General features: G+C 67.2%; 16 protein-coding genes and 1 pseudogene. 15 read left to right on the forward strand and 2 right to left on the reverse strand.

Annotated elements, in window-relative coordinates:
• Positions 1 to 51 precede the first annotated feature (51 nt).
• Positions 52 to 675 carry a hypothetical protein gene (locus tag LLH23_02255; GenBank protein ID MCE5237295.1) on the reverse strand — a complete coding sequence of 208 codons (624 nt, stop codon included), beginning with the start codon at positions 673 to 675 and terminating at the stop codon, positions 52 to 54.
• A gap of 174 nt (positions 676 to 849) precedes the next feature.
• Between LLH23_02255 and LLH23_02260 the strand changes: the two genes are divergently transcribed.
• The gene (locus LLH23_02260) at positions 850 to 1,410 is read left to right on the forward strand and encodes a hypothetical protein (protein ID MCE5237296.1); all 561 of its coding nucleotides are present in this window, start codon (positions 850 to 852) and stop codon (positions 1,408 to 1,410) included.
• Between the two features lie 100 nt (positions 1,411 to 1,510).
• On the opposite strand, the gene LLH23_02265 is transcribed toward LLH23_02260, so the two are convergent.
• Positions 1,511 to 2,935 carry a neutral/alkaline non-lysosomal ceramidase N-terminal domain-containing protein gene (locus LLH23_02265; GenBank protein ID MCE5237297.1) on the reverse strand — a complete coding sequence of 475 codons (1,425 nt, stop codon included), beginning with the start codon at positions 2,933 to 2,935 and terminating at the stop codon, positions 1,511 to 1,513.
• Between the two features lie 1,275 nt (positions 2,936 to 4,210).
• On the opposite strand from LLH23_02265, the gene LLH23_02270 reads away from it, so the two are divergent.
• From LLH23_02270 to LLH23_02335, 14 genes and pseudogenes are all read left to right on the forward strand, one after another.
• Positions 4,211 to 4,981 carry a hypothetical protein gene (locus tag LLH23_02270; protein ID MCE5237298.1) on the forward strand — a complete coding sequence of 257 codons (771 nt, stop codon included), beginning with the start codon at positions 4,211 to 4,213 and terminating at the stop codon, positions 4,979 to 4,981.
• A gap of 229 nt (positions 4,982 to 5,210) precedes the next feature.
• Positions 5,211 to 6,392 carry a Gfo/Idh/MocA family oxidoreductase gene (locus LLH23_02275; GenBank protein ID MCE5237299.1) on the forward strand — a complete coding sequence of 394 codons (1,182 nt, stop codon included), beginning with the start codon at positions 5,211 to 5,213 and terminating at the stop codon, positions 6,390 to 6,392.
• A gap of 140 nt (positions 6,393 to 6,532) precedes the next feature.
• On the forward strand, positions 6,533 to 7,516 hold the full coding sequence (locus LLH23_02280; protein ID MCE5237300.1) for a sugar phosphate isomerase/epimerase: 984 nt from the start codon (positions 6,533 to 6,535) through the stop codon (positions 7,514 to 7,516).
• A 127-nt stretch (positions 7,517 to 7,643) separates the two neighbouring features.
• A complete protein-coding gene (locus LLH23_02285) occupies positions 7,644 to 8,000 on the forward strand; it encodes a hypothetical protein (protein ID MCE5237301.1) in 357 nt (118 codons plus the stop codon).
• 76 nt (positions 8,001 to 8,076) lie between these two features.
• Positions 8,077 to 8,502, forward strand: a complete 426-nt coding sequence (locus LLH23_02290) for an ATP-binding protein (GenBank protein ID MCE5237302.1) — start codon at positions 8,077 to 8,079, stop codon at positions 8,500 to 8,502.
• Positions 8,499 to 8,840, forward strand: coding sequence for a serine kinase (locus LLH23_02295; protein MCE5237303.1), 342 nt, complete (start codon positions 8,499 to 8,501; stop codon positions 8,838 to 8,840). The genes LLH23_02290 and LLH23_02295 overlap by 4 nt, the downstream gene beginning before the upstream one ends.
• 191 nt (positions 8,841 to 9,031) lie before the next feature.
• A pseudogene (locus tag LLH23_02300) lies at positions 9,032 to 9,247 on the forward strand (PHP domain-containing protein).
• A 643-nt stretch (positions 9,248 to 9,890) separates the two neighbouring features.
• Positions 9,891 to 10,436, forward strand: coding sequence for an ATP-binding protein (locus LLH23_02305; protein MCE5237304.1), 546 nt, complete (start codon positions 9,891 to 9,893; stop codon positions 10,434 to 10,436).
• Between the two features lie 182 nt (positions 10,437 to 10,618).
• Complete coding sequence (locus tag LLH23_02310) at positions 10,619 to 10,993, forward strand: (2Fe-2S) ferredoxin domain-containing protein (GenBank protein ID MCE5237305.1); 375 nt, start codon at positions 10,619 to 10,621, stop codon at positions 10,991 to 10,993.
• Positions 10,994 to 11,473: an NAD(P)H-dependent oxidoreductase subunit E gene (locus tag LLH23_02315; GenBank protein MCE5237306.1), complete on the forward strand. Its 480-nt coding sequence runs from the start codon at positions 10,994 to 10,996 to the stop codon at positions 11,471 to 11,473.
• Between the two features lie 64 nt (positions 11,474 to 11,537).
• Positions 11,538 to 14,579, forward strand: a complete 3,042-nt coding sequence (gene nuoF, locus LLH23_02320) for an NADH-quinone oxidoreductase subunit NuoF (protein ID MCE5237307.1) — start codon at positions 11,538 to 11,540, stop codon at positions 14,577 to 14,579.
• Between the two features lie 180 nt (positions 14,580 to 14,759).
• The gene (locus tag LLH23_02325) at positions 14,760 to 16,496 is read left to right on the forward strand and encodes a [FeFe] hydrogenase, group A (GenBank protein ID MCE5237308.1); all 1,737 of its coding nucleotides are present in this window, start codon (positions 14,760 to 14,762) and stop codon (positions 16,494 to 16,496) included.
• 204 nt (positions 16,497 to 16,700) lie between these two features.
• Complete coding sequence (locus tag LLH23_02330) at positions 16,701 to 17,372, forward strand: DUF1559 domain-containing protein (GenBank protein ID MCE5237309.1); 672 nt, start codon at positions 16,701 to 16,703, stop codon at positions 17,370 to 17,372.
• Positions 17,373 to 17,819: 447 nt separating this feature from the next.
• Positions 17,820 to 19,505 carry a hypothetical protein gene (locus LLH23_02335; protein ID MCE5237310.1) on the forward strand — a complete coding sequence of 562 codons (1,686 nt, stop codon included), beginning with the start codon at positions 17,820 to 17,822 and terminating at the stop codon, positions 19,503 to 19,505.
• Positions 19,506 to 19,536: the final 31 nt, after the last annotated feature.

Raw genomic sequence — 19,536 nt, forward strand, 5'->3', positions numbered from 1 at the left:
TCCGCTTCTCGGCAACGTTCTACGAACGCTCGCCGACCGCGACCATGGGCCCTACTTATTGCCTTTGCCTTTGCCCTTGCCCAGGCCGAGCAGGCCGGTGGCGCTGGTGGCGCGGCCGCCCGCCTCGATCTGCGCCTGGCAGTTCGGACAGGTGCAGCGGCCTGTGTCGCCCGGGCCCGCGCACAAGTCCACGCCGCAGCGGCCGCATACCAGGATGGCGTGGCTGCCGCAGAAGGGACAGGCGTAGTCCTTGGCGGTCTGGAAGGCGCCCTGGACCTCGCCGACCGGGGCCGGCGGGACGCCGGCACTGGAGGCGGAGGTGGCGCCTGTGGAGGCGGAGGTGGCGCCGGTCGCGAGGGCGGCGTTTGCGGCGGCTCCGGCGTCCTTGTCGGGCACGGTCACGTCGCGGGTGACGAACAGGCCCGGCTTGTCCTCCACGTAGCGGACCAGGAAGGGACGGCCGGTGGAGGAGCAGAGGGTGCGGATCGTGATGCTGCTCTGCCCGGCGAGGAGCTGGTCGGCCGTGAGCGCCGGGAAGGCGCCGGCGGCGGGATCGTCGGCGACGTCGTCGAGCGTGAGCTCCAGCACCGGGGCGGTGTCGGGCGGCACCGGCGGCAGGGGCTCGTCGGCCAGATCCTCGGCGCTGATCTCCAGGATGTCGTCATCGTCGGGCACGGTCAGAGACTCCTCATGGCGCGTCCGGGGTGTCCGGGCCCCCGCCTGTTGCACCTGTGAGCATTATAGCACGGGGGCCACCGTCGGGACGGGAAGAAATGCTTGACATAGAGGCACATATACTATAGTACGTAGTACATATTGCTTGGCATAGTGAGATCTGAGGTGTATGGCATGAAGGTTCGCGCGCGCATGGTGTCCATGGCGGTTCTGGTCGGCCTGTCTGTTCTGGTGGCAGGCTGCGGCGGGTCGGGGGTATACGACGGCGGCGACGGCGGCCTGGTGGAGATCGGCCTGACGATGATCCTGCGCGTGCAGGATGCGGACGGCAACCCCATCGGCGATGCCCGCGTCTACGTGGATGGCGACCGGGACGACCTGTACACCGACCCCGAGTTCTGGGCGCTGGATGAGGCTTTCCCCGCGGCGTGGCAGGGCTTTGAGGCCAACTGGTTCAGCGACCGCTGGGCGCTCTATGGCGACGACACCACCCCCCGCGGCGGGCGCATCGAGCTCGTGGTGCGCAAGTTCGGCTGGACGGACGGCCTGACGATCGCAGTCATCCCCGACAGCCCCGACGAGCACTTCTGGGTGCGCGACACGATCACGTTGTACCCGTCGGGCAGCGGCGACGCAGACCCAACCCCGCAGTATGCCGAGGTTCTGGCCGCGCCACCGATGGAGACGGCGAGCACGAGCGAGACCAAGCGACAAATCCTGTTGCCCGGACAGTAGCTGTGGCCCGCCGCCGCGCAGTACCGTGGCGACAGTGCGCGGGCTGGAAAGCCCGCGGTCCATGCCGCGAGACGGCGCTGGAGGACCGCGGTCCATGCGGCTACAGCAGTGCCTCCAACGCCAGGAAGGCCGTCACCAGCTCCTCATGGATGTTGGCGTACGGCAACATGCCGATCATGAGGGGGACCATCTCCGCGGCGTAGCCGCCCCGGGCAGCACAGTCGCGGTCGGGGGCGTACCCGAGACCGTCGTTGGTCAGACCCATCACCAGAGGCAGCGGCGACTTCGCCCGCTGCCTCACGTCGTTCTTGATGGCCTGGAACATCTCAAACGGAGAGCCCAGCAGGGCCAGCGGCCCCAGGCGCAGGCCCTGAAGCTGGGTGGGCGGCTGGAGGCTCTCGCCGCGGTCCATGGCCGCCAGCAGCTTGCGGTAGGCCAGGGCGAAGACGCCGGCCATGCGGACTTGGCCGTCCTCGTCCGAGGCGCCGGGGGCGTGCAGGATGGCGTCTTGCTCGGCCAGGCGCGCGGCGATGTCGTCGCGAGTGAGGGCGCGGCGACTGAAGGTGACATCATGGAGCGCATAGCTCATGTCGCTGATGTCCAGCGGCTGCGCCTGGCGGAGGCCCTCCCGCACCGCGCGGGCGAAACGGGCGGCGATGACGTCCAGGGCCAGCAGGGACTCCTGCTCGGGCTTGTGGACGACGCAGGAGTTCACATCGCCCTGCGCGCCCTGCAGGAACAGACCCACGCTGCCGGCGTGCTCGCGCTCGAGGAGGTTCATCGCCACGCCGGCATAGTCGCCGTGGATGTAGCGCGTAGCGGCGCAGCAGACGACAGGGTGGCAGCCGAAGTAGGCGGCGAAGCCTAGCGGCGGCCCACCCCCCGACCCCCTCCCCGCGGGGGAGGGGGAGCACGACGACGGCGGCCTACCCCCGGCGCTACGCGCCGACCCCTCCCTGCAGGGAGGGGTAACGGCATCTGCCACCAGAACATGGCAGGTGGTGTCGGTCAGCTCGGGCTTGGCCGGCCGCCAGTCATCGCGGAGGACATCTTCCAGTGGCGGGGCGTCCTGGTCGTACTCGCGGTTCAGGCTCATGCCCTCGCAGGGCACCTCGGCGTGGGATAGCGTGGCCTCCTGCAGGTTCGCCAACGCCGCGATCCCGGCGGCGGCGATGCGCTGGGGCAGGACCTCGACGTACGGCACATCCAGCACGCCCCAGCCCTGCAGCCGCGCCGAGGTGTTCGGGCCGCTGTGGGTGTGGGTGGAGTGCACCATGATCGCCTCGGGCGGCAGGCCGGTCGCCTCGCCGATCAGCTCGCGGATGCGAGCGGTCGTGTCCTGCTCGACCAGGCACAGGTCGTTGCTGATGACAACGGCCCGCTTCTCCCCCACCTCCACGGCCATCGCGCGCGCCCAGAGGCGGTCACGGACGGCGATTGAGTGGCGGTTGATGAACGGGCCGAAGCCACAGAGTTCGACACCAACACGGGGCGTGAGGTCTGATTTGGCAAAGCCGAGGCGCATGGGAAGCTCCTGGGGGAGTGATGAGTGCGGAGTGACGGATGACGAATGGCAAGGCGACGGCGCTACCGCTCGCGGGGCTGCTTCGGCAGGCCAGGAGAGAGGACCTTTGTGCCCGGGCATGCGGATGTGCGGAAAGGCTGGATGCTTCGACGTGTTTGCTCTTGCAGTATATCGGTCATCGTGATACTATTTCCCAAACATTCTCCAAGGGGGGAGCATATGTCGAATCCACCGTCTGACCCACGCCCGTTGACCCCGCCGACAGAACCCGCTGAGCCACCACCTGACGTGCCGTCCATGGGTGCGCAGTTGCAGGCGCTTGCGTTGCGCTTTCTCGCGGTAGTGACTGGAGGCACCGCAGGCATCGCCACGTTGGCGGCCGGCTCCGGCTTCCTTGCGCACCAGGCACACCTGCAGATGTTGGGCGTCACGCCGTTTGCATTGTCCGCGAGAGGCTACTCGTGGATAGCCTTCAACTTCCTGACTGACTCGCTCTGGCTGGCTCTCGAGTCACTGAGGTCGCTGATGCCCCTGGTGCTGCTGGGCCTCGCTGTCGCGCTGCTCGCGATGGTGGTTCCCCACATCGTGCATACCGCATCTTCGTCCGGTCCCCGTGTGCTGCACTCGCCCTGGGCGACGCGTGTTCCGTACTTCGCTCTGATGCTGGCTCTGGTGCTGCTGAGTGCCTCCCTGGTGCAGCGGTCAGCGCGTCCGCTGAGTGAGCCAATCCCGACGGCGACCTCCGCCCAGCCTGACACGGACCATGTTCTGACCTGTTCGGACCTCCTCTGCTACATGAGCATATACGGGAAGCCGGGTGATGAGGACGCGCCGGTGCCGTCGTTCTGGCTGAGGGCGAGGGGCCTCGACGCAACGCAGATACGTTGGTGCTTGTTCCGGCGGTCCTCCTTTCTTCCCATCGCGCCGGGCGCAGGTGCTGAACGCACTGAGGTTCCGTCCGGGGCAGCGACGGAGCCAGGAGCACAGGTTGACGCCACCAGTGGCGGCGTACCGGCTACCCCAGCGCCCGTCGTCGCTGGCGGGTCACCGCCAGCTTCTGAGACCGCCGCCCAGGAGCCCCCAGAGGGGAGTGGCAAGCAGGTGACTCTGTGCGGCGGCGACCTTCTCGGAAGGCACTATGGTGACCTGGTCCTGGCCAATGTCCTTCTCCTGGGCGCCTTGGTGGGAGCACGCCGATGGCGGAAGGGCCTCGTTGGACAGCCAGCACCCAATGCCAGGAACTGGACCTATCACCTGTGTGACGTGGTCTTTGAGATGCCGGTACTGGTCATGCTGGTTCTGTCCCTGATCCTGCTGCCCCAGAACTACGGGGCCCTTGTCATGCCGCCCAGCTACACCATGCTTGAGATACCGGACGATCCGACGCTCCGGGGTGAGATCGGCGACAACGTGTATGAGGCATATCTGCTGTCCATCTCCCCGCAGGACGCCGATGAGTTGGTGCTCCTCAGTTTCCCGGTGACGCAGAACCCTCGATACGAAATGATCTGGATGATCCAGCGAGTCCCGGCCGAGAAGTTCCGCAACTTGAGGACCGTTGGGCGTAGTGACATCCTGGCGGAGGACCTCCCGGTGCAGCAACTCACTACCCGACTGGATGTCGCCAAAGCGTTGGCACGGCACTGCGTGGGGCGCTTTGGGGGGAAGCTGGCGGGGAGTACATATGAGGACGCCGTGACGTACCTGGCAGAGCAGATGGTGATAGCGCCAGCGGAAGTGCCGGGTTTCATGAGCGGACAGGACGTCCAGGTCACGGCTGCTGAGCTGCTCAGGTGGACGATCGTGGCGTCAGTGGCGGAGCCCAAGCGCGAGGAACTGCAGTCACTGATGGCCGAGAATGAGCCCAAAGCACTGCGCGATGCCCTCGAGCGCTTTGGCTGCAAGTACAACCTCTTTGCGAACTACCCGGAGGACAACGTGAAGGCCAGATTGCCTCTGGAGCGGCGCACAGCCTATCTCATGATGCGGCGCGTTGGGGCCATCCCCCAAGAGAGGCTCATCGCGGACATGGTGGCGGCGCTCTGAGCAGCTATCGGCACCGTATCAGGGCGAAGACACCGAACCGCAGCAGGAAGGCTGCGGTTCGATGTTTTGTGGGGGGCTCCGGCACACGAGCGGGGAAGAAGGGTATGGCGCCGGAGAAGGAGAAGGTGCCGTGTGAGGCCAATATGCCGTAGCAGGATAGGCGACGGCTGATGGCACAGCTCAATCCGAGCGTCGTGACGGCAGGGACTACACGAGGAGGGCACCCTCGATGGCAAAGCAGCTTCGTGTCGCACTGGTCGGGTACAACTTCATGGGCCGGGCGCATTCGAATGCCTGGCGGCAGGTCAAGTTCTACTTCCCCGAACTCAAGCTCGAACCCGTCATGGTCGCCCTGTGCGGGCGCAACAAGGCCAAGGTGGATGATGTCCGCGAGCGCTTCGGGTGGGCCGAGTCCGTCTATGACTATGATGAGCTGCTCGCGCGCGATGACATTGACCTCGTGGATGTCACCCCGCCCAACAACCAGCATGTCGAGATGATCGTCAAGGCCGCGGCCGCCGGGAAGCACATCCTGTGCGAAAAGCCCCTGGCCACCAACCTCGCCGACGCCAGGAAGGCCGTGGCGGCCGTCAAGAAGGCCGGCGTCACCCACATGCTCATGCACAACTACCGGCGGGCCCCGGCCATCGCGCTGGCCAAGGAGATGATCGCCGCCGGGGAACTGGGCGAGATCTACCACTGGCGGGCGCTGTATCTGCAGGACTGGCTGATGAGCCCCGACGTGCCCATGATGTGGCGGGTGCAGAAGAAGATCGCGGGCTCCGGCTCGCTGGGCGACCTCATGGCCCACAGCATTGACCTGGCCAACTGGCTGGTCGGCGACATTGACAGCGTGGCCTGCACGATGAAGACCTTCATCAAGAAGCGGCCGCAACTGGCCGATGTGGACGCGGGCCTGGGCGGCAAGGCCGACAAGGGCGCCAAGATGGGCACCGTGGACGTGGATGACGGCGTCATCACCCTGGCGCGGTTCAAGAACGGGGCGCTGGGCACCTTCGAGGCCACGCGCTTCGCGGCCGGGCGCAAGAACTACAACTGCTTCGAGGTCAACGGCTCCAAGGGGTCGCTGGTGTTCAACCTGGAGCGGATGAATGAGCTGGAGTACTACAACTGCGGCGACCCGGCCAAGGCCCAGGGCTTCCGCACCATCCAGGCGACGGCCGATGTCCATCCGTTCATGAGCTTCGGCAACGGCCCGCGGTACTGGCCGGTCGCGCACATCATCGGCTACGAGCACACCTTCATGAACGCGGTGTTCGACCTGGTGCAGGCGGTCGCGGCCAAGAAGCAGGTCACGCCGAACTTCGAGGACGGCCTGAAGACGCAGGCGGTGCTGGAGGCGTGTGAGGACGCGAGCAAGAAGGACGCGTGGGTGAAGGTGCCGAAGTAGAGGCGGGAGGCGGGGTACGGCGGTCGCGGTCGGTGACCGCTCCCACAGGATCCCGCTCCGTACGGCGGTCGCGGTCGGTGACCGCTCCCACGATGCCAGATGCCAGCAACTAACGCTCCTCTGAGAGGGAGGCTTGTGAGATGAAGATTGGTTCGCTTTCAGCCGCATGGAGTGCCCAGCCGCTCGAGGAAGTACTGGACTTCTTTGCCGGGGCCGGACTGCAGGCCATTGAGATCGGCTCGGGGGCGTATCCGGGTAACGCGCACTGCGACCCGGTCAAGCTCAATGCCGACCCCAAGGCGCTCAAGGCCTTCGTCAAGGCCATCGAGAGCCGCGGGCTGGTGCTGTCGGCGCTGAGCGTGCATGGCAACCCGCTGCACCCGAGCCAGAAGATCCAGCGCGAGCACCGCAAGGCGTTCCGCGAGACGGTCAAGCTGGCCGGGAGCATCGGGTGCAAGTGCGTCAACGGCTTCTCGGGCCTGCCCGGGGGCTGCGCCGAGGACAAGGTGCCCAACTGGGTCGTGGCGCCGTGGCCGGAAGACCACTTGAACGCCCTGACGTACCAGTGGGACTTGGCCGCGAAGTACTGGGCGAACGAGGCGAAGCTGCTGGAGAAGAACGACGTGTGCTTCTGCATCGAGATGCACCCGAACTTCCTGGTGTACAACCCCGAGACGCTCGTGAAGCTGCGCGAGGCAGCCGGCAGCGACCGGATCTGCGCGAACTTCGACCCGAGCCACCTGTTCTGGCAGGGAATCAACCCGTCGGACGCGATCCGGTGGCTGGGCGAGAAGGGCAAGGGCGCCCGCTCGTACTTCCAGCATGTGCATGCCAAGGACTCGCTGGTGTACGAGTGGAACGCGCGGGTCAACGGCGTGCTGGACACCAAGCCCTATGGCGATGAGATCAACCGCGGGTGGATCTTCCGCACGGTCGGCTACGGGCACGATGCCGGCGTGTGGAAGGACATGATCTCCACGTTGCGCATGGTCGGCTACGACGGCGTGTTGTCCATCGAGCACGAGGACAGCCTGATGTCGTCGAACGAGGGCTTCCTGAAGGCCATCGCGTTCCTGAAGGACGCGCTGATCTTCGAGGCGCCGACCGCGATGACGTGGGCGTGACGGCAGGGGTCAGGGATCAGAGGGCAGGAGTCAGGAACGACAACGGCGCACGGCAGACGGCTCGGCGAGGAGCTGCAGCGGGTCCAACCTCGCAAGAGGTCGGCACTCCCAGGCTACGGAGGAGGCTGTGAACCTCGAGAAGACGGTAGAGGTTCTGAAGGCCGAGACGGTCGTCGCTCCGTCGCGTGACGGGGCGGAGGTGGACGGCTGCTTCGCGGCTGACCTCATGAGCGACGTGCTGGCCTTCGCGCAGCCAGATTCCGTCCTGGTGACAGGCCTCACAACTGACCAAGCAGTGCGCACGGCCGCGATCAAGCACTTGATCGCGGTCGTTGTCATTGAGGGCAAGGAGGTGGGGAGCGACATGGTCGAGGCGGCGCGGGAGCAGGAGATGCCGCTGTTCCGCACCCACCTGTCCAAGTACGAGGCGTGCGGCCTACTCCTGCAGGCAGGGCTGCGACCATACCGGAAAGGCAGGGAGTAGGGATCAGGGGTCGGGGCGCCCGTCGCGGGTGTGCCCGCCCCGTTCCCGAGCCGCGGTGAGTGAGGATACGCAGCCTGTGGCGCACTACGAGTTCCCGATCCTGGGCCGCGCGTACTTCCTGGGCGGCCGGGCCTCGACCTCAGTCAAGCAGGCGCTGGTCCGGCACGGGGTCGGCGAGGAGACCGTGCAGCGGGTGTGCGTGGCGTGCTATGAGGCGGAGATGAACGTGGTGCTGCACGCGCGTTCGGGGTATGTGGCCGTGGACCTGTTCCCCGACCGCGTGGTGCTGCAGATCCTGGACCAGGGGCCGGGGATCGAGGACGTGGCGTTGGCGATGACGCCGGGGTGGTCGTCGGCCTCCGAAGAGGCCCGGGCACTCGGGTTCGGCGCGGGCATGGGGCTGCCGAACATCAAGGCGCAGGCGGACGCGATGGAGATCGAGAGCGAGCCAGGGCAGGGCGTGAAGATGCGCCTGGTGTTTGAAATGAGGGCGAACCCGTGAGCGTGACCGTGTCCGCAGTGATCGAGCGGCTGGGCCTGCAGGCGGCGGGGGGCGCCGACAATACCGAGACCGAAGTCACCGGCGCGCAGGTGTGCGACCTGCTGAGCCACGTCATGGCCCAGGGACGCGCGGGGCAAGTCTGGATCACGATCCAGACCCACGCCAACATCATCGCCGTGGCGGCGCTGGCCAAGCTGGCGGCGGTGATCGTGGCCGGCGGTTTCGCGCCCGAGGAAGAGACGATCATGCGGGCCGAGGAGGAGGGCATTGCGCTGCTGCTGTCGCGGGAGAAGGCGTACACGCTGGCGGGGCAGTTGTATGAGATGGGAGTGAGGTGAGGGGCGGGGGTTGGGGATTGGGCATTGGGGATTGGGGACGGCGGAGGCAACGGCTCGGATCTGCCTCACCCCCGGCGGCGGGGCCCGCCGCACACGTGAGACCGCAAGCGGTCTCGGCGGCACCCGCCGCCTGAGTGTTGCCCTACATGCCCGGCCTTCACCAATGCCCAGTACCCAATGCCCAATCCCTAATGCCCAACACCTCCCTAGACCTGCATATCCATTCGGCGCTGTCACCGTGCGCTGACGAGGCGATGCGGCCACCAGCGGTGCTGCTGACAGCGGAGCGGCGGGGGCTGGACGTGGTGGGGATCGTGGACCACTCAACGGGGCGGAACGGGTGGGCGTTTCTGACGGCGGCGGCGGCGTTTGAGGTGCAGGTGCTGGCGGGCCTGGAGATCGAGAGCAGTGAGGGCGTGCACCTGCTGGCGCTGTTCGATGGTCGCGAGGCGTTGGAGGATTTCGACGGGCTGGTGGCGCAACATCTGCCCGGCGGGTTGAACCGGCCGGAGGTGCTGGGGCCGCAACTACTGCTAGATGAGTGGGGCGAAGTGATCGGGGAGGAGCAGCGGCTGCTCATCACGGCGGTGGACCTGGGGCTGGAGCGGCTGGTGGCCATGATCGCCGATCATGGGGGGCTGAGCATCGCTGCTCACGTGGACCGGAATGCGAACGGGCTCCTGCCGACGCTGGGGTTCGTGCCGCCGAAGCTGCAGGTGGACCTACTGGAAGTGTCGTGGCGCATGACGCCGGCGGAGGCGCGGCGGCGGTGGCCGGAACTGGAGGCGTGGCCGCTGATCCGTAGCTCGGATGCGCATGTGCTGGAGGAGATCGGGCAGGGGAGCACGGTGGTGGAGGGGGGAGGCAAAGGCGACGGCTCCTCACCCCTACCCCTCTCCCTCGCGCGCGGTGAGGCTGCGCGCTCCGGAGAGGGGAACGGCAACGGCAAAGGCAACGGCAGCGACAACGGCTTGCCGGCTGGAAGCCGGCGCTCCTACGGCCTGCGGCAGTGGGTAGGGGAACTGGCGGAGGCGGTGCGGGTGAGCGAGGATGCGTGAGCTGGCCCTGCACCTGTTGGATATCGCGCGGAACTCGATCGAGGCCGGGGCGACGGCGCTGGAGCTCGAGGTGTGTGAGGAGCCGGCGGCCGATGAGTTGACATTCCGCGTGCGGGACAATGGGCGGGGGATGGACGCGGAAGCCCTGCGGCGAGCGACCGATCCTTTTTTTTCAACTCGCACGACGAGGAAGCAGGGATTGGGTCTCTCGTTGTTGAAGGAAGCCTGCGAGCGGAGCGAGGGGGGGCTCGAGGTGGAGTCGGCGCCAGGGGTCGGAACTACGGTGCGCGGGCGGATGCGCCTGTCGCATTTGGATCGGCCGCCGCTGGGGAAGATGGGGGGCGTGATCCAGGCGCTGGCATGTGAGGGGGAGCGGGTGAGCTTGCGGTACCGGCACGTGGTGGGGGGCCGGGAGTTCGTGCTGGATACCGAGGCAGTACGCCGGGAGCTAGGCGGGGGGAGGGTGGATGACCCGGCGGTGCTATGCTGGATTGAGCGGAGTGTAGAGGAGGGACTGACCGCGCTACACTCGGTTTGAGACGGCAGGCGGTGGGGTCGGCAACAGGCGTGAAAGTCGTGGATCAGCGACTGTGACCGTGCTCGCAGAAGGGTGTATGCGAGCCGGGAGCAGTCGCTACGGTTGGTGGTGTAGCCACTTGTGACTTTTTTCACAATCTCAATCAGTTTGCATCGCACCGTATCGGAAGGAGGCAGTACCAGGTGAAAACGCGTCAAGACCTGCAGGCTCTGCGTGAGAAAGCCAGAGCGGCCCTGGCTGTCCGAGACAGCCAGGGCGGGGCACGGGTGGTTATCGCCATGGGCACGTGCGGGATCGGGGCCGGGGCCCGAGAGGTGCTGGGAGCGCTGCTGGACGAGCTGTCCTTGCGGGGCCTGAGCGAGGTGACGGTGTCCCAGACAGGCTGCAAGGGGCTGTGCGACCAGGAGCCGCTGGTGGAGGTGCACATGCCGGGGATGCCGTCGGTGAGCTACGGGCGGGTGACGCCGCAGATCATGCGGCGGATCGTGGCCGAGCAGATCGTGAATGGTCAGGTGGTATCGGAGTATGCCATCGCGACCGGAACGGAGGCGGGTTAGATGGCTGCGGCCGAGAACATCTGTTGCGAGACCTTCGGCAAGATTGACGAGATCATCGCCCGCAAGGGGAGCACCCCGGACAGCCTGATCGAGGTGCTGCACGGGGTGCAGGAGGAGCTGGGCTACCTACCCCAGGCGGTGCAGGAGTATGTGGCCGGGAAGCTGGGGCTGGCCGTGGGGGCCGTGGAAGGGGTCATCACCTTCTACAGCTTCTTCACGACCGTGCCGCGCGGGCGGCACAGCATCAAGGTCTGCCAGGGCACGGCCTGCTATGTGCGCGGCGGCAAGCGGGTGCTGGAGGCGGTGGCGAAGCACTGCGGGTGCGGCGTGGGCGAGACCTCCGAGGACATGCGCTACAGCCTGGACGTGGTGCGCTGCGTCGGGGCGTGCGGGCTGTCACCGGTGATGACGGTCGGCGAGGACATCTACGAGCGGGTCAAGCCGACGAAGGTCACGGACATTCTGAACAAGTACGAGTGAGGTGGGGGTTAGGCATTGGGGATTGGGCTTTGGGGCTTTGGGATCGGCAATCAGGAGGATACAGATGCCTGCGTTTAGATCACATGTGCTGGTGTGCGCCGGGGCCGGTTGCGTCTCGTCGGGGTCACAAGCCGTGGCGGACGCGCTGGAACAGGCGATTGTCGAGAGCGGCCTGAGCGGAGAGATCAAGGTCATCCGCACGGGCTGCATGGGATCGTGCGACCTGGGGCCGGTGGCCGTGGTGTATCCCGAGGGCGTCTTCTATCAGAAGCTGACGCCGGACGACTGCGCGGTGCTCGTCGAGGAGCACCTGCTGAAGGGGCGACCGGTGGAGCGGCTGATGTACATGCCGACCGAGGAGTACAAGCCGGCGCTAAGCATGGACGAGATCCCCTTCTTCTCGCTACAGCAGAAGGTCGTGCTGCGCAACTGCGGCGAGATTGACCCGGGGAACATCGAGGAATACATCGCGCGCGACGGCTACGAGGCGCTGGCCAAGGCGCTGACCGAGATGACGCCGCAGCAGGTCATCGAGGAGGTCAAGCAGTCGGGCCTGCGCGGGCGCGGGGGCGGCGGCTTCCCGACGGGGCTGAAGTGGGAGCTGACCGCCAAGAGCGCAGAGACGCCCAAGTACGTGGTGTGCAATGCGGACGAGGGCGACCCGGGCGCGTTCATGGACCGGAGCGTGCTGGAGGGCGACCCGCACAGCGTCATCGAGGCGATGACCATCGCGGGCTACGCCATCGGGGCGAACAAGGGCTATGTGTACGTGCGGGCGGAGTACCCGCTGGCCATCGCGCGGCTGGGCATGGCGCTGGAACAGGCGCGGCAGTTGGGCCTGCTGGGGCAGAACGTCTTCGGGTCGGAGCACAGCTTCGACATCGAGATGCGCATGGGCGCCGGGGCGTTCGTGTGCGGCGAGGAGACGGCGCTGATGGCCTCCATCGAGGGCCGGCGCGGCGAGCCGCGGCCCCGTCCCCCCTTCCCCGCCCAGAAGGGCCTCTACAACAAGCCCACGCTGCTCAACAACGTGGAGACGTACGCGAACATCGCGCCGATCATCCTCCACGGCGGGCAGTGGCTGGCGAGCATCGGCACCGAGAAGAGCAAGGGGACGAAGGTGTTCGCGCTGGCCGGGCATGTGAACAACACGGGCCTGGTGGAGGTGCCCATGGGCACGCCGCTGGGCACGATCATCTACGAGATCGGCGGCGGCATCCGCAACGGGCGGAAGTTCAAGGCGGCGCAGTCGGGCGGGCCGTCGGGCGGGTGCATCCCCAAGGAGCACCTGAACACGCCGGTGGATTACGAGAGCCTCAAGGAGCTGGGCTCGATCATGGGCTCCGGCGGCCTGATCGTGATGGATGACACGACGTGCATGGTGGACCTGGCGCGGTTCTTCCTGGAGTTCGTGCAGGACGAATCGTGCGGCAAGTGCCCGCCGTGCCGCATCGGGACCAAGCGGATGCTGGAGATTCTCGAGCGCATCTGCGCCGGGCAGGGGCGGGAAGGCGACATCGAGCTGCTCATCGAGCTGGGCGAGCAGATCAAGCTGACCAGCCTGTGCGGCCTGGGGCAGACAGCGCCGAACCCGGTGCTGAGCACCATCCGGTACTTCCGCGATGAGTATGAGGAGCACATCCGCGACAAGCACTGCCGCGCGGGAGTGTGCACCGAGATGATGAAGGCGCCGTGCGAACACGCCTGCCCGGCCGGGGTGGATGTGCCGGCGTACGTGGCGCTGATCGCCGAGGGGCGCTTCGACGAGGCCTACGACGTGATCCGCGACACGAACCCCTTCCCGTCGGTGTGCGGGCGGGTGTGCACGGCGTACTGCGAGCTGCAGTGCCGGCGGGGGCAACTGGATGACCCGGTGGCCATCCGGCTGCTGAAGCGGGCAGCGGCGGACCACCACACGCGGCCGTGGCAGCCGCCCCTGGAGCCGCAGCGGCACCAGCGGGTGGCCATCGTGGGAGGAGGCCCGGCGGGGCTGACGGCGGCGGCGGACCTGGTGCGCAAGGGGTACGAGGTGACGGTGTTCGAGAAGGAGGCGCTGCCGGGCGGGATGATGATGCTCGGAATCCCCGAATACCGCCTGCCCCAGGATGTGCTGCAGCAGGAGATCCAGGAGATCGTGAACCTGGGCGTGGAGCTGAAGACCGGGGTGAGCTTCGGACGGGACATCACGCTGCAGAGCCTATCTGACGACGGATACGGGGCGATCCTGCTGGCGGTCGGATGCCAGGAGGGCATGCCCCTGGAGGCGCCCGGCAGCGAGGCTGAGGGCGTCATGGACGCAGTCAAGTTCCTGCGGGACGTGAACCTGCAACGCCCGCCGGCGATCGGCAAGCGGGTGGCGGTGATCGGGGGCGGAGACACGGCCATCGACTCGGCGCGGTCGGCGCTGCGGTTGGGGGCCGACGAAGTGCACCTGGTGTACCGGCGGACCGAGGAGGAGATGCCGGCCCATGCGGCCGAGATCGCCGAGGCGCGGCATGAGGGAGTGCAGTTCCACTTCCTGGCAGCGCCCAAGGAGGTCACGGTCGAGGACGGCAAGGTGGTCGGGATGGTGTGCCAGCAGATGCGGCTGGGCGACTTCGACCGCAGTGGCCGGCGGCGGCCCGAGCCCGTAGAGGGCGCGGACTTCGCGCTGGAGGTGGACACGATCATCCCGGCCATCGGCCAGAAGATCACCACCGACTGCCTGTGCGTGGAGGCGTCGCGCGGGAAGCTGTGCGCCGACCCGCGGACCCTGGTGACCAACCTGCCGCACGTGTTCGCGGCGGGCGACGCGACCGACGGGCCGATGACCGTCGTGGACGCGATCGCGGACGGGCACAAGGCGGCCCGGGCCATCCACAGCTTCCTGTCCGGCGAGCCGCTGCCGGAGCCGAAGCGGCGAGCCAAGACGAAGGTGATGGCCGAGGCGATGGCGGCGCTGGAGGAGGCGACGGAGGAGGAGCCCGCGGCGGAGCCGCAGCGTGTGTCGGATGCCTACCGGCGCTCAGGGTTCTGCGAGGTGGAGCTGGGGTACTCGATGCCGGTGGCGTGCCGAGAGGCGTCGCGGTGCCTGCACTGCGACTTCGTGATGGTGGAGGAGGAGTAGGTGGCAAGTGGGGCGCGACGGTCGCGGTCGGTGACCGACATCTGCCTCACCCCCGGCCCCTCTCCTTCGCGCTCGATACGGCTGAGCGCTCAGGAGAGGGGGGAGCGACGTGGAACGGCCCCGCCCACTGCGGCACCTCAGCCGAGCGCCGGCGGGGAGAAAGGCAAAGGAGACTGATCCATGTCAGGATTGAGCATAACGATCAACGGTCAGGCCGTGCAGGCAGAGCCCGGGATGACCGTGTTGCAGGCAGCCAAGGGCGCCGGGCTGAAGATCCCGACGCTGTGCCACCACCCGGACCTGCCGCCGATGGGGGCGTGCCGGGTGTGCCTGGTCGAGATCGAGGGCGAGCGCGCACTGCAGCCCTCGTGCACGTACCCGGTGCGGGAGGGGATGGTCATTCAGACCCACTCGCCGACGGTGCGGCAGGCGCGGCGTACGGTGGTGGAGCTGCTGCTGTCGGACCACCCGTCGGACTGCACGGCGTGCGCGCGCAACAAGAACTGCGAACTACAGTCGCTGGCGGAGGAGTTGGGGATTCGCGAGGTGCGAGTGAAGGCGCCGGCGCCAGGCCACGCGGTGGATGACTCGAGTCTGGCCGTGGTGCGCGACCCGGACAAGTGCATCCTGTGCCGGCGGTGCCTGCAGACGTGCGACCAGATCCAGGGCGTGTCGGGGCTGCGCATCAAGGGCCGCGGGTATGATAGCGTGGTCGGGGCGCCGTTCGATACGCCGCTGGGCCACGCGCTGTGCGTGAACTGCGGGCAGTGCATCAACCGGTGCCCGACCGGGGCGCTGACAGAGAAGACGCAGATCCCCGAGGTCTGGGCGGCGCTGGAAGACCCGACCACGTTCACCGTGGTGCAGACGGCGCCGGCCGTGCGCATCGCGCTGGGCGAGGCGCTGGGGATGCCGGTGGGCGAGATCGTGACCGGGAAGATGACCTCGGCGCTGCGGCTGCTCGGGTTTGACCGAGTGTTCGACACGGACTTCACGGCCGATCTGACCATTATGGAAGAAGGCTTCGAGCTGATCAAGCGGGTGAAGGAGGGCGGGGTGCTGCCGCAGCTCACCTCGTGCAGCCCGGGCTGGATCAAGTTCATCGAGCACTTCTACCCGGAACTGCTGCCGAACGTGTCGAGCTGCAAGTCGCCGCAGCAGATGTTCGGCGCCCTGGCCAAGACGTATTTCGCCGAGCAGGCGGGTGTGGACGCGGCGAAGATGAAGGTCGTGTCCATCATGCCATGTGTGGCCAAGAAGTTCGAGGCCGCCCGACCGGAGATGTGCGACTCGGGCTACCAGGACGTGGACTATGTGCTGACCACCCGCGAGTTGGCGCAAATGATCAAGGAGAAGGGCATCGAGTTCGCGGCGCTGCCGGAGAGCGACTACGACGACCCGCTGGGCGAGTCCACCGGGGCGGCGGTGATCTTCGGGGCGACCGGGGGCGTGATGGAGGCGGCGCTGCGTACGGCGTACGAGGTGCTCACCGGCGAGAAGCTGGAGGATGTCAACATCGAGGCGGTGCGCGGGATGGAGGGCGTCCGCGAGGCGACGGTGATGGTCGGCGACCTGCCGGTGAAGGCGGCAGTGGCGCACGGGCTGTCCAACGCGGCGCAGGTGCTCGACAAGATCGTGGCGGGTGAAGCGGACTACCACTTCATCGAGATCATGTGCTGCCCGGGCGGGTGCCTGGGCGGGGGCGGGCAGCCGATCCCCACGTCCCCGGAGATCCGGAAGCAACGGGCGGCGGCGATCTACCAGGCGGACCGTGACCTGCCCATCCGGCGCTCGCACGAGAACCCGTCCATCAAGGCGATCTATGAGAAGTTCCTGGGTGAGCCGCTGAGCCACAAGTCGCACCACCTGCTGCACACGGAGTATACGCCGCGGACGCGGGAGGCGGTGCAGGAGTAGAAACCAGGGTTCAGGGGTCAGGGGTCAGGTATCAGAGCAACGGCGAGGATTGGGTGAGGGGGCGCGCTACGCGAGTGGCGCGCCCCCCTTTGTGTGTGCGGGAGCAGGAAAAGCGGATGAGGATAGCGAAAGGCTGCAATAGCAGTGAACCAGACGACCGGTCCAGTGAGGGGTACGCCCCCCACCATCCAAGGAGGAGTTGCCATGAGCAGGCGTGGGTTCACACTGATTGAGTTGCTGGTGGTCATAGCTATCATCGCAATCCTGGCGTCCATCCTCTTCCCAGTGTTCGCGCGGGCGCGGGAGAAGGCGCGGCAGACGGCATGCGTGTCGAACATCAAGCAGCTCGGCATGGCGTGCGCGATGTATACTCAGGACTACGATGAACTGATGCCAACGGAGGACTACGACATCAACAGCAACGGGGACGGCAACGAGGTAGGGATTGACGCGAGCTGGCGCGGCGTGATCATGCCGTACTGCAAGAATGCCCAACTCTTCCAGTGCCCCAGCTACCGGCCCTCGCCCGGGACGTATGGCCTGTTCGACGGCCGCATCAATGACAAGGGGCAGGTCGGCGGCTACGCCATCAATGACGCGCACCAGGACTCGGGCTCGCCAACCCCGCCAGAGGCCCAGGCCCTGGGCTCGGTCGAGGACGCCTCTTCGTGCATCTTCCTGGTAGAGGGCAACGGCAGCGAGGCCGAGATCATGCCGAACGCGAACGAGCATGTGACCCTCAACATTGCGTCGCTGCGGCGACACAACGACGGCGCCAACTACGCCTTCGTGGATGGTCACGCCAAGTGGCTGAAGCAGACGGTCGTGTGCAAGGCGTCCGGGGACTGCCTGCTGAGCATGGAGATCGAGCCGTAAGTAGACAGAGAGACAGGACACGCAGCGCCGGAGGAGAGATCCTCCGGCGCTTTCGTTTCCCGAGGGGGCGGGCGGGGCAACGGCGGCCCACCCCCTGGCCCCCTCCCCGCGGGGGAGGGGGGGAAGGCCAACGGCGACCCACCCCCTGCCCCCTCCGGAGACGCTGCGCGTCTCACGGGGAGGGGGAACGGCAGACGGCACCCGCCGCCTGCCCCCTCCCCGCAGGAGAGGGGAACGGCAACGGCGGACGGCAGTCAGGGAGGTGGAGGATTCTTTGTGAAACTTCGTTCACAAATGCTAGTTCTGGGGTTTTGCTGTACCTGCGATTATGGAGAGACGAATCAACACACACGCCGGGGACCTGTGATGGAGCATGTGGATGAAGCGCGCACCAGAGCTGAACATGGGGGGCGGCACCGGAGGGTCTATGACGAGTGGCCGGTCGGGGTGCGGAGGTTCACGCAGGAGCGGCAGTACCTGGGGCTCGGCGACGAAGTGTACCCCCGCATCCTTGATACGCTGAGCCGCATCTTCCACGGGAAGTATGAGGAAGCAGCGCTGTGCTGGGGGATTGGATCGGGGAAGTCGTTCCTGTGCTCGCTGGCGCTGCTGTACATGGTGTACCGCACGCTGTGTCTGCGGGACCCGCAGCAGTACTACGGCCTGGCCGAGGGGAGCCCGATCCATATCGTGACGGTCGGGCCCACGGCACGCGTGGCCGAGAAGGCGATCTATGGCCAGATCCGCGGCATGGTGTCGCGGTCGCCGTGGTTCGCCGACAAGTACCCGGCCGACACCCGGACACGCCGCGAACTGCACTTCCCCAAGCATGTGGAGGTGCTGCCCGGGAACTCCAGCGACCTGTTCCCGCTGGGGCTCAATGTGCTGTGTGCGACCATGGACGAGGCAGCCTTCTTCGTCGAGACCCAGAGCGGCGGGCAGGAGGCAGCCGAAGAGGTGTACCTCGCACTGCAGCGGCGCATCAAGTCGCGGTTCGGTAGCCGGGGGCTCGTGCTAATCGCGTCCTCCCCACGGCACGGCGAGGACTTCATCATGCAGAAGCTGGCCGAGGCTGAGACGAACCCGACCGTCTTCGCGTCGCGCAAGGCCACCTGGGAAGTCAAGCCCGGCTTCAGCGGAGAGACGTGCGTCGAGGGCGGCCTGGAGGTGCCTGTGGAGCTGGCCGGGGAGTTCCGGCGCAACCCGCAGAAAGCGCGCCGTGACCTGGCCGCCCAGCCCGGAGCGGCGTACCAGCCGTTCTTTGTGGACATGGGGGCGCTGGAGGCGGCGTGCGGTGGGGCGCGGGACGGCGACGGCAACGGCGTCCCACCCCCTGCCCCCTCCGCACGGGGGAGGGGGAACGTCAACGAGAACGTCAACGTCAACGGCGACGGCGTCCTCACCCCTACCCCTCTCCCTCGCCCGCCTTCGCCCTCCGGGCTACGGCAGGCTCCGGAGAGGGGAACGGCTGACGACAACGGCGGCCTACCCCGTCAGCGCTGCGCGCTGACACCCCTCCCTGGTAGGGAGGGGAAGGGCAACGGCGTGGAGGTGCGGCATCCGTTTGCGGAGGAGGGGAGGCTGGCGGATTGGTTCCGGCCTGATGATGCGGTGCCGCGCTATGTCCATATAGACCTGGGCCTCAAGAAGGACGCCTGCGGCATGGCCATGGCCAAGGTAGTCAGCGAGGGCGGGCAGCCTGTCGCGGTGGTCGAGCTGATGCTGCAACTAACGGCACCGGCGGGCGGTGAAGTGAACCTCGCCACGCCACGGGAAATCGTGCTCGCTCTGCGCCGGCGAGGGTTCCCCATCGGCCAGGTGAGCTACGACGGATGGCAGAGCGCCGATAGCCTGCAGATCCTGCGCCGACACGGCGTGCGCGCGGTGACCGTGTCCGTGGACCGCGACCTGGGAGCGTATGAGACGCTCAAGGAGCTGGCCAATGACGGGCGGCTGCGCATGTACCCCTTCAAGCCGTTCCTGGAGGAGTGCCGTCGGCTCGAACTGATCCAGGGGACCAAGGTGGATCACCCGGCCCATGGGTCCAAGGATGTGGCCGACGCGGTGGCCGGGGCGGTGAGCGAGGCGGTGAAGGCCTGGGGGGGGACGGATGTGAGGGGGAGGATCGTGTGAAGGAGGAGGCCGACCCTCACCCCCGGCCGCT

This window comes from bacterium, assembly GCA_021372615.1.
GTDB lineage: Bacteria > Armatimonadota > Zipacnadia > Zipacnadales > UBA11051 > JAJFUB01.

Coding starts and splice junctions, on each gene's coding strand:
- LLH23_02260 (MCE5237296.1), top strand. CDS start 850: ATGAAGGTTCGCGCGCGCATGGTGTCCATGGCGGTTCTGGTCGGCCTG.
- LLH23_02265 (MCE5237297.1), bottom strand. CDS start 2,935: ATGCGCCTCGGCTTTGCCAAATCAGACCTCACGCCCCGTGTTGGTGTC.
- LLH23_02270 (MCE5237298.1), top strand. CDS start 4,211: ATGCCGGTACTGGTCATGCTGGTTCTGTCCCTGATCCTGCTGCCCCAG.
- LLH23_02275 (MCE5237299.1), top strand. CDS start 5,211: ATGGCAAAGCAGCTTCGTGTCGCACTGGTCGGGTACAACTTCATGGGC.
- LLH23_02280 (MCE5237300.1), top strand. CDS start 6,533: ATGAAGATTGGTTCGCTTTCAGCCGCATGGAGTGCCCAGCCGCTCGAG.
- LLH23_02305 (MCE5237304.1), top strand. CDS start 9,891: ATGCGTGAGCTGGCCCTGCACCTGTTGGATATCGCGCGGAACTCGATC.
- LLH23_02315 (MCE5237306.1), top strand. CDS start 10,994: ATGGCTGCGGCCGAGAACATCTGTTGCGAGACCTTCGGCAAGATTGAC.
- nuoF (MCE5237307.1), top strand. CDS start 11,538: ATGCCTGCGTTTAGATCACATGTGCTGGTGTGCGCCGGGGCCGGTTGC.
- LLH23_02325 (MCE5237308.1), top strand. CDS start 14,760: ATGTCAGGATTGAGCATAACGATCAACGGTCAGGCCGTGCAGGCAGAG.
- LLH23_02330 (MCE5237309.1), top strand. CDS start 16,701: ATGAGCAGGCGTGGGTTCACACTGATTGAGTTGCTGGTGGTCATAGCT.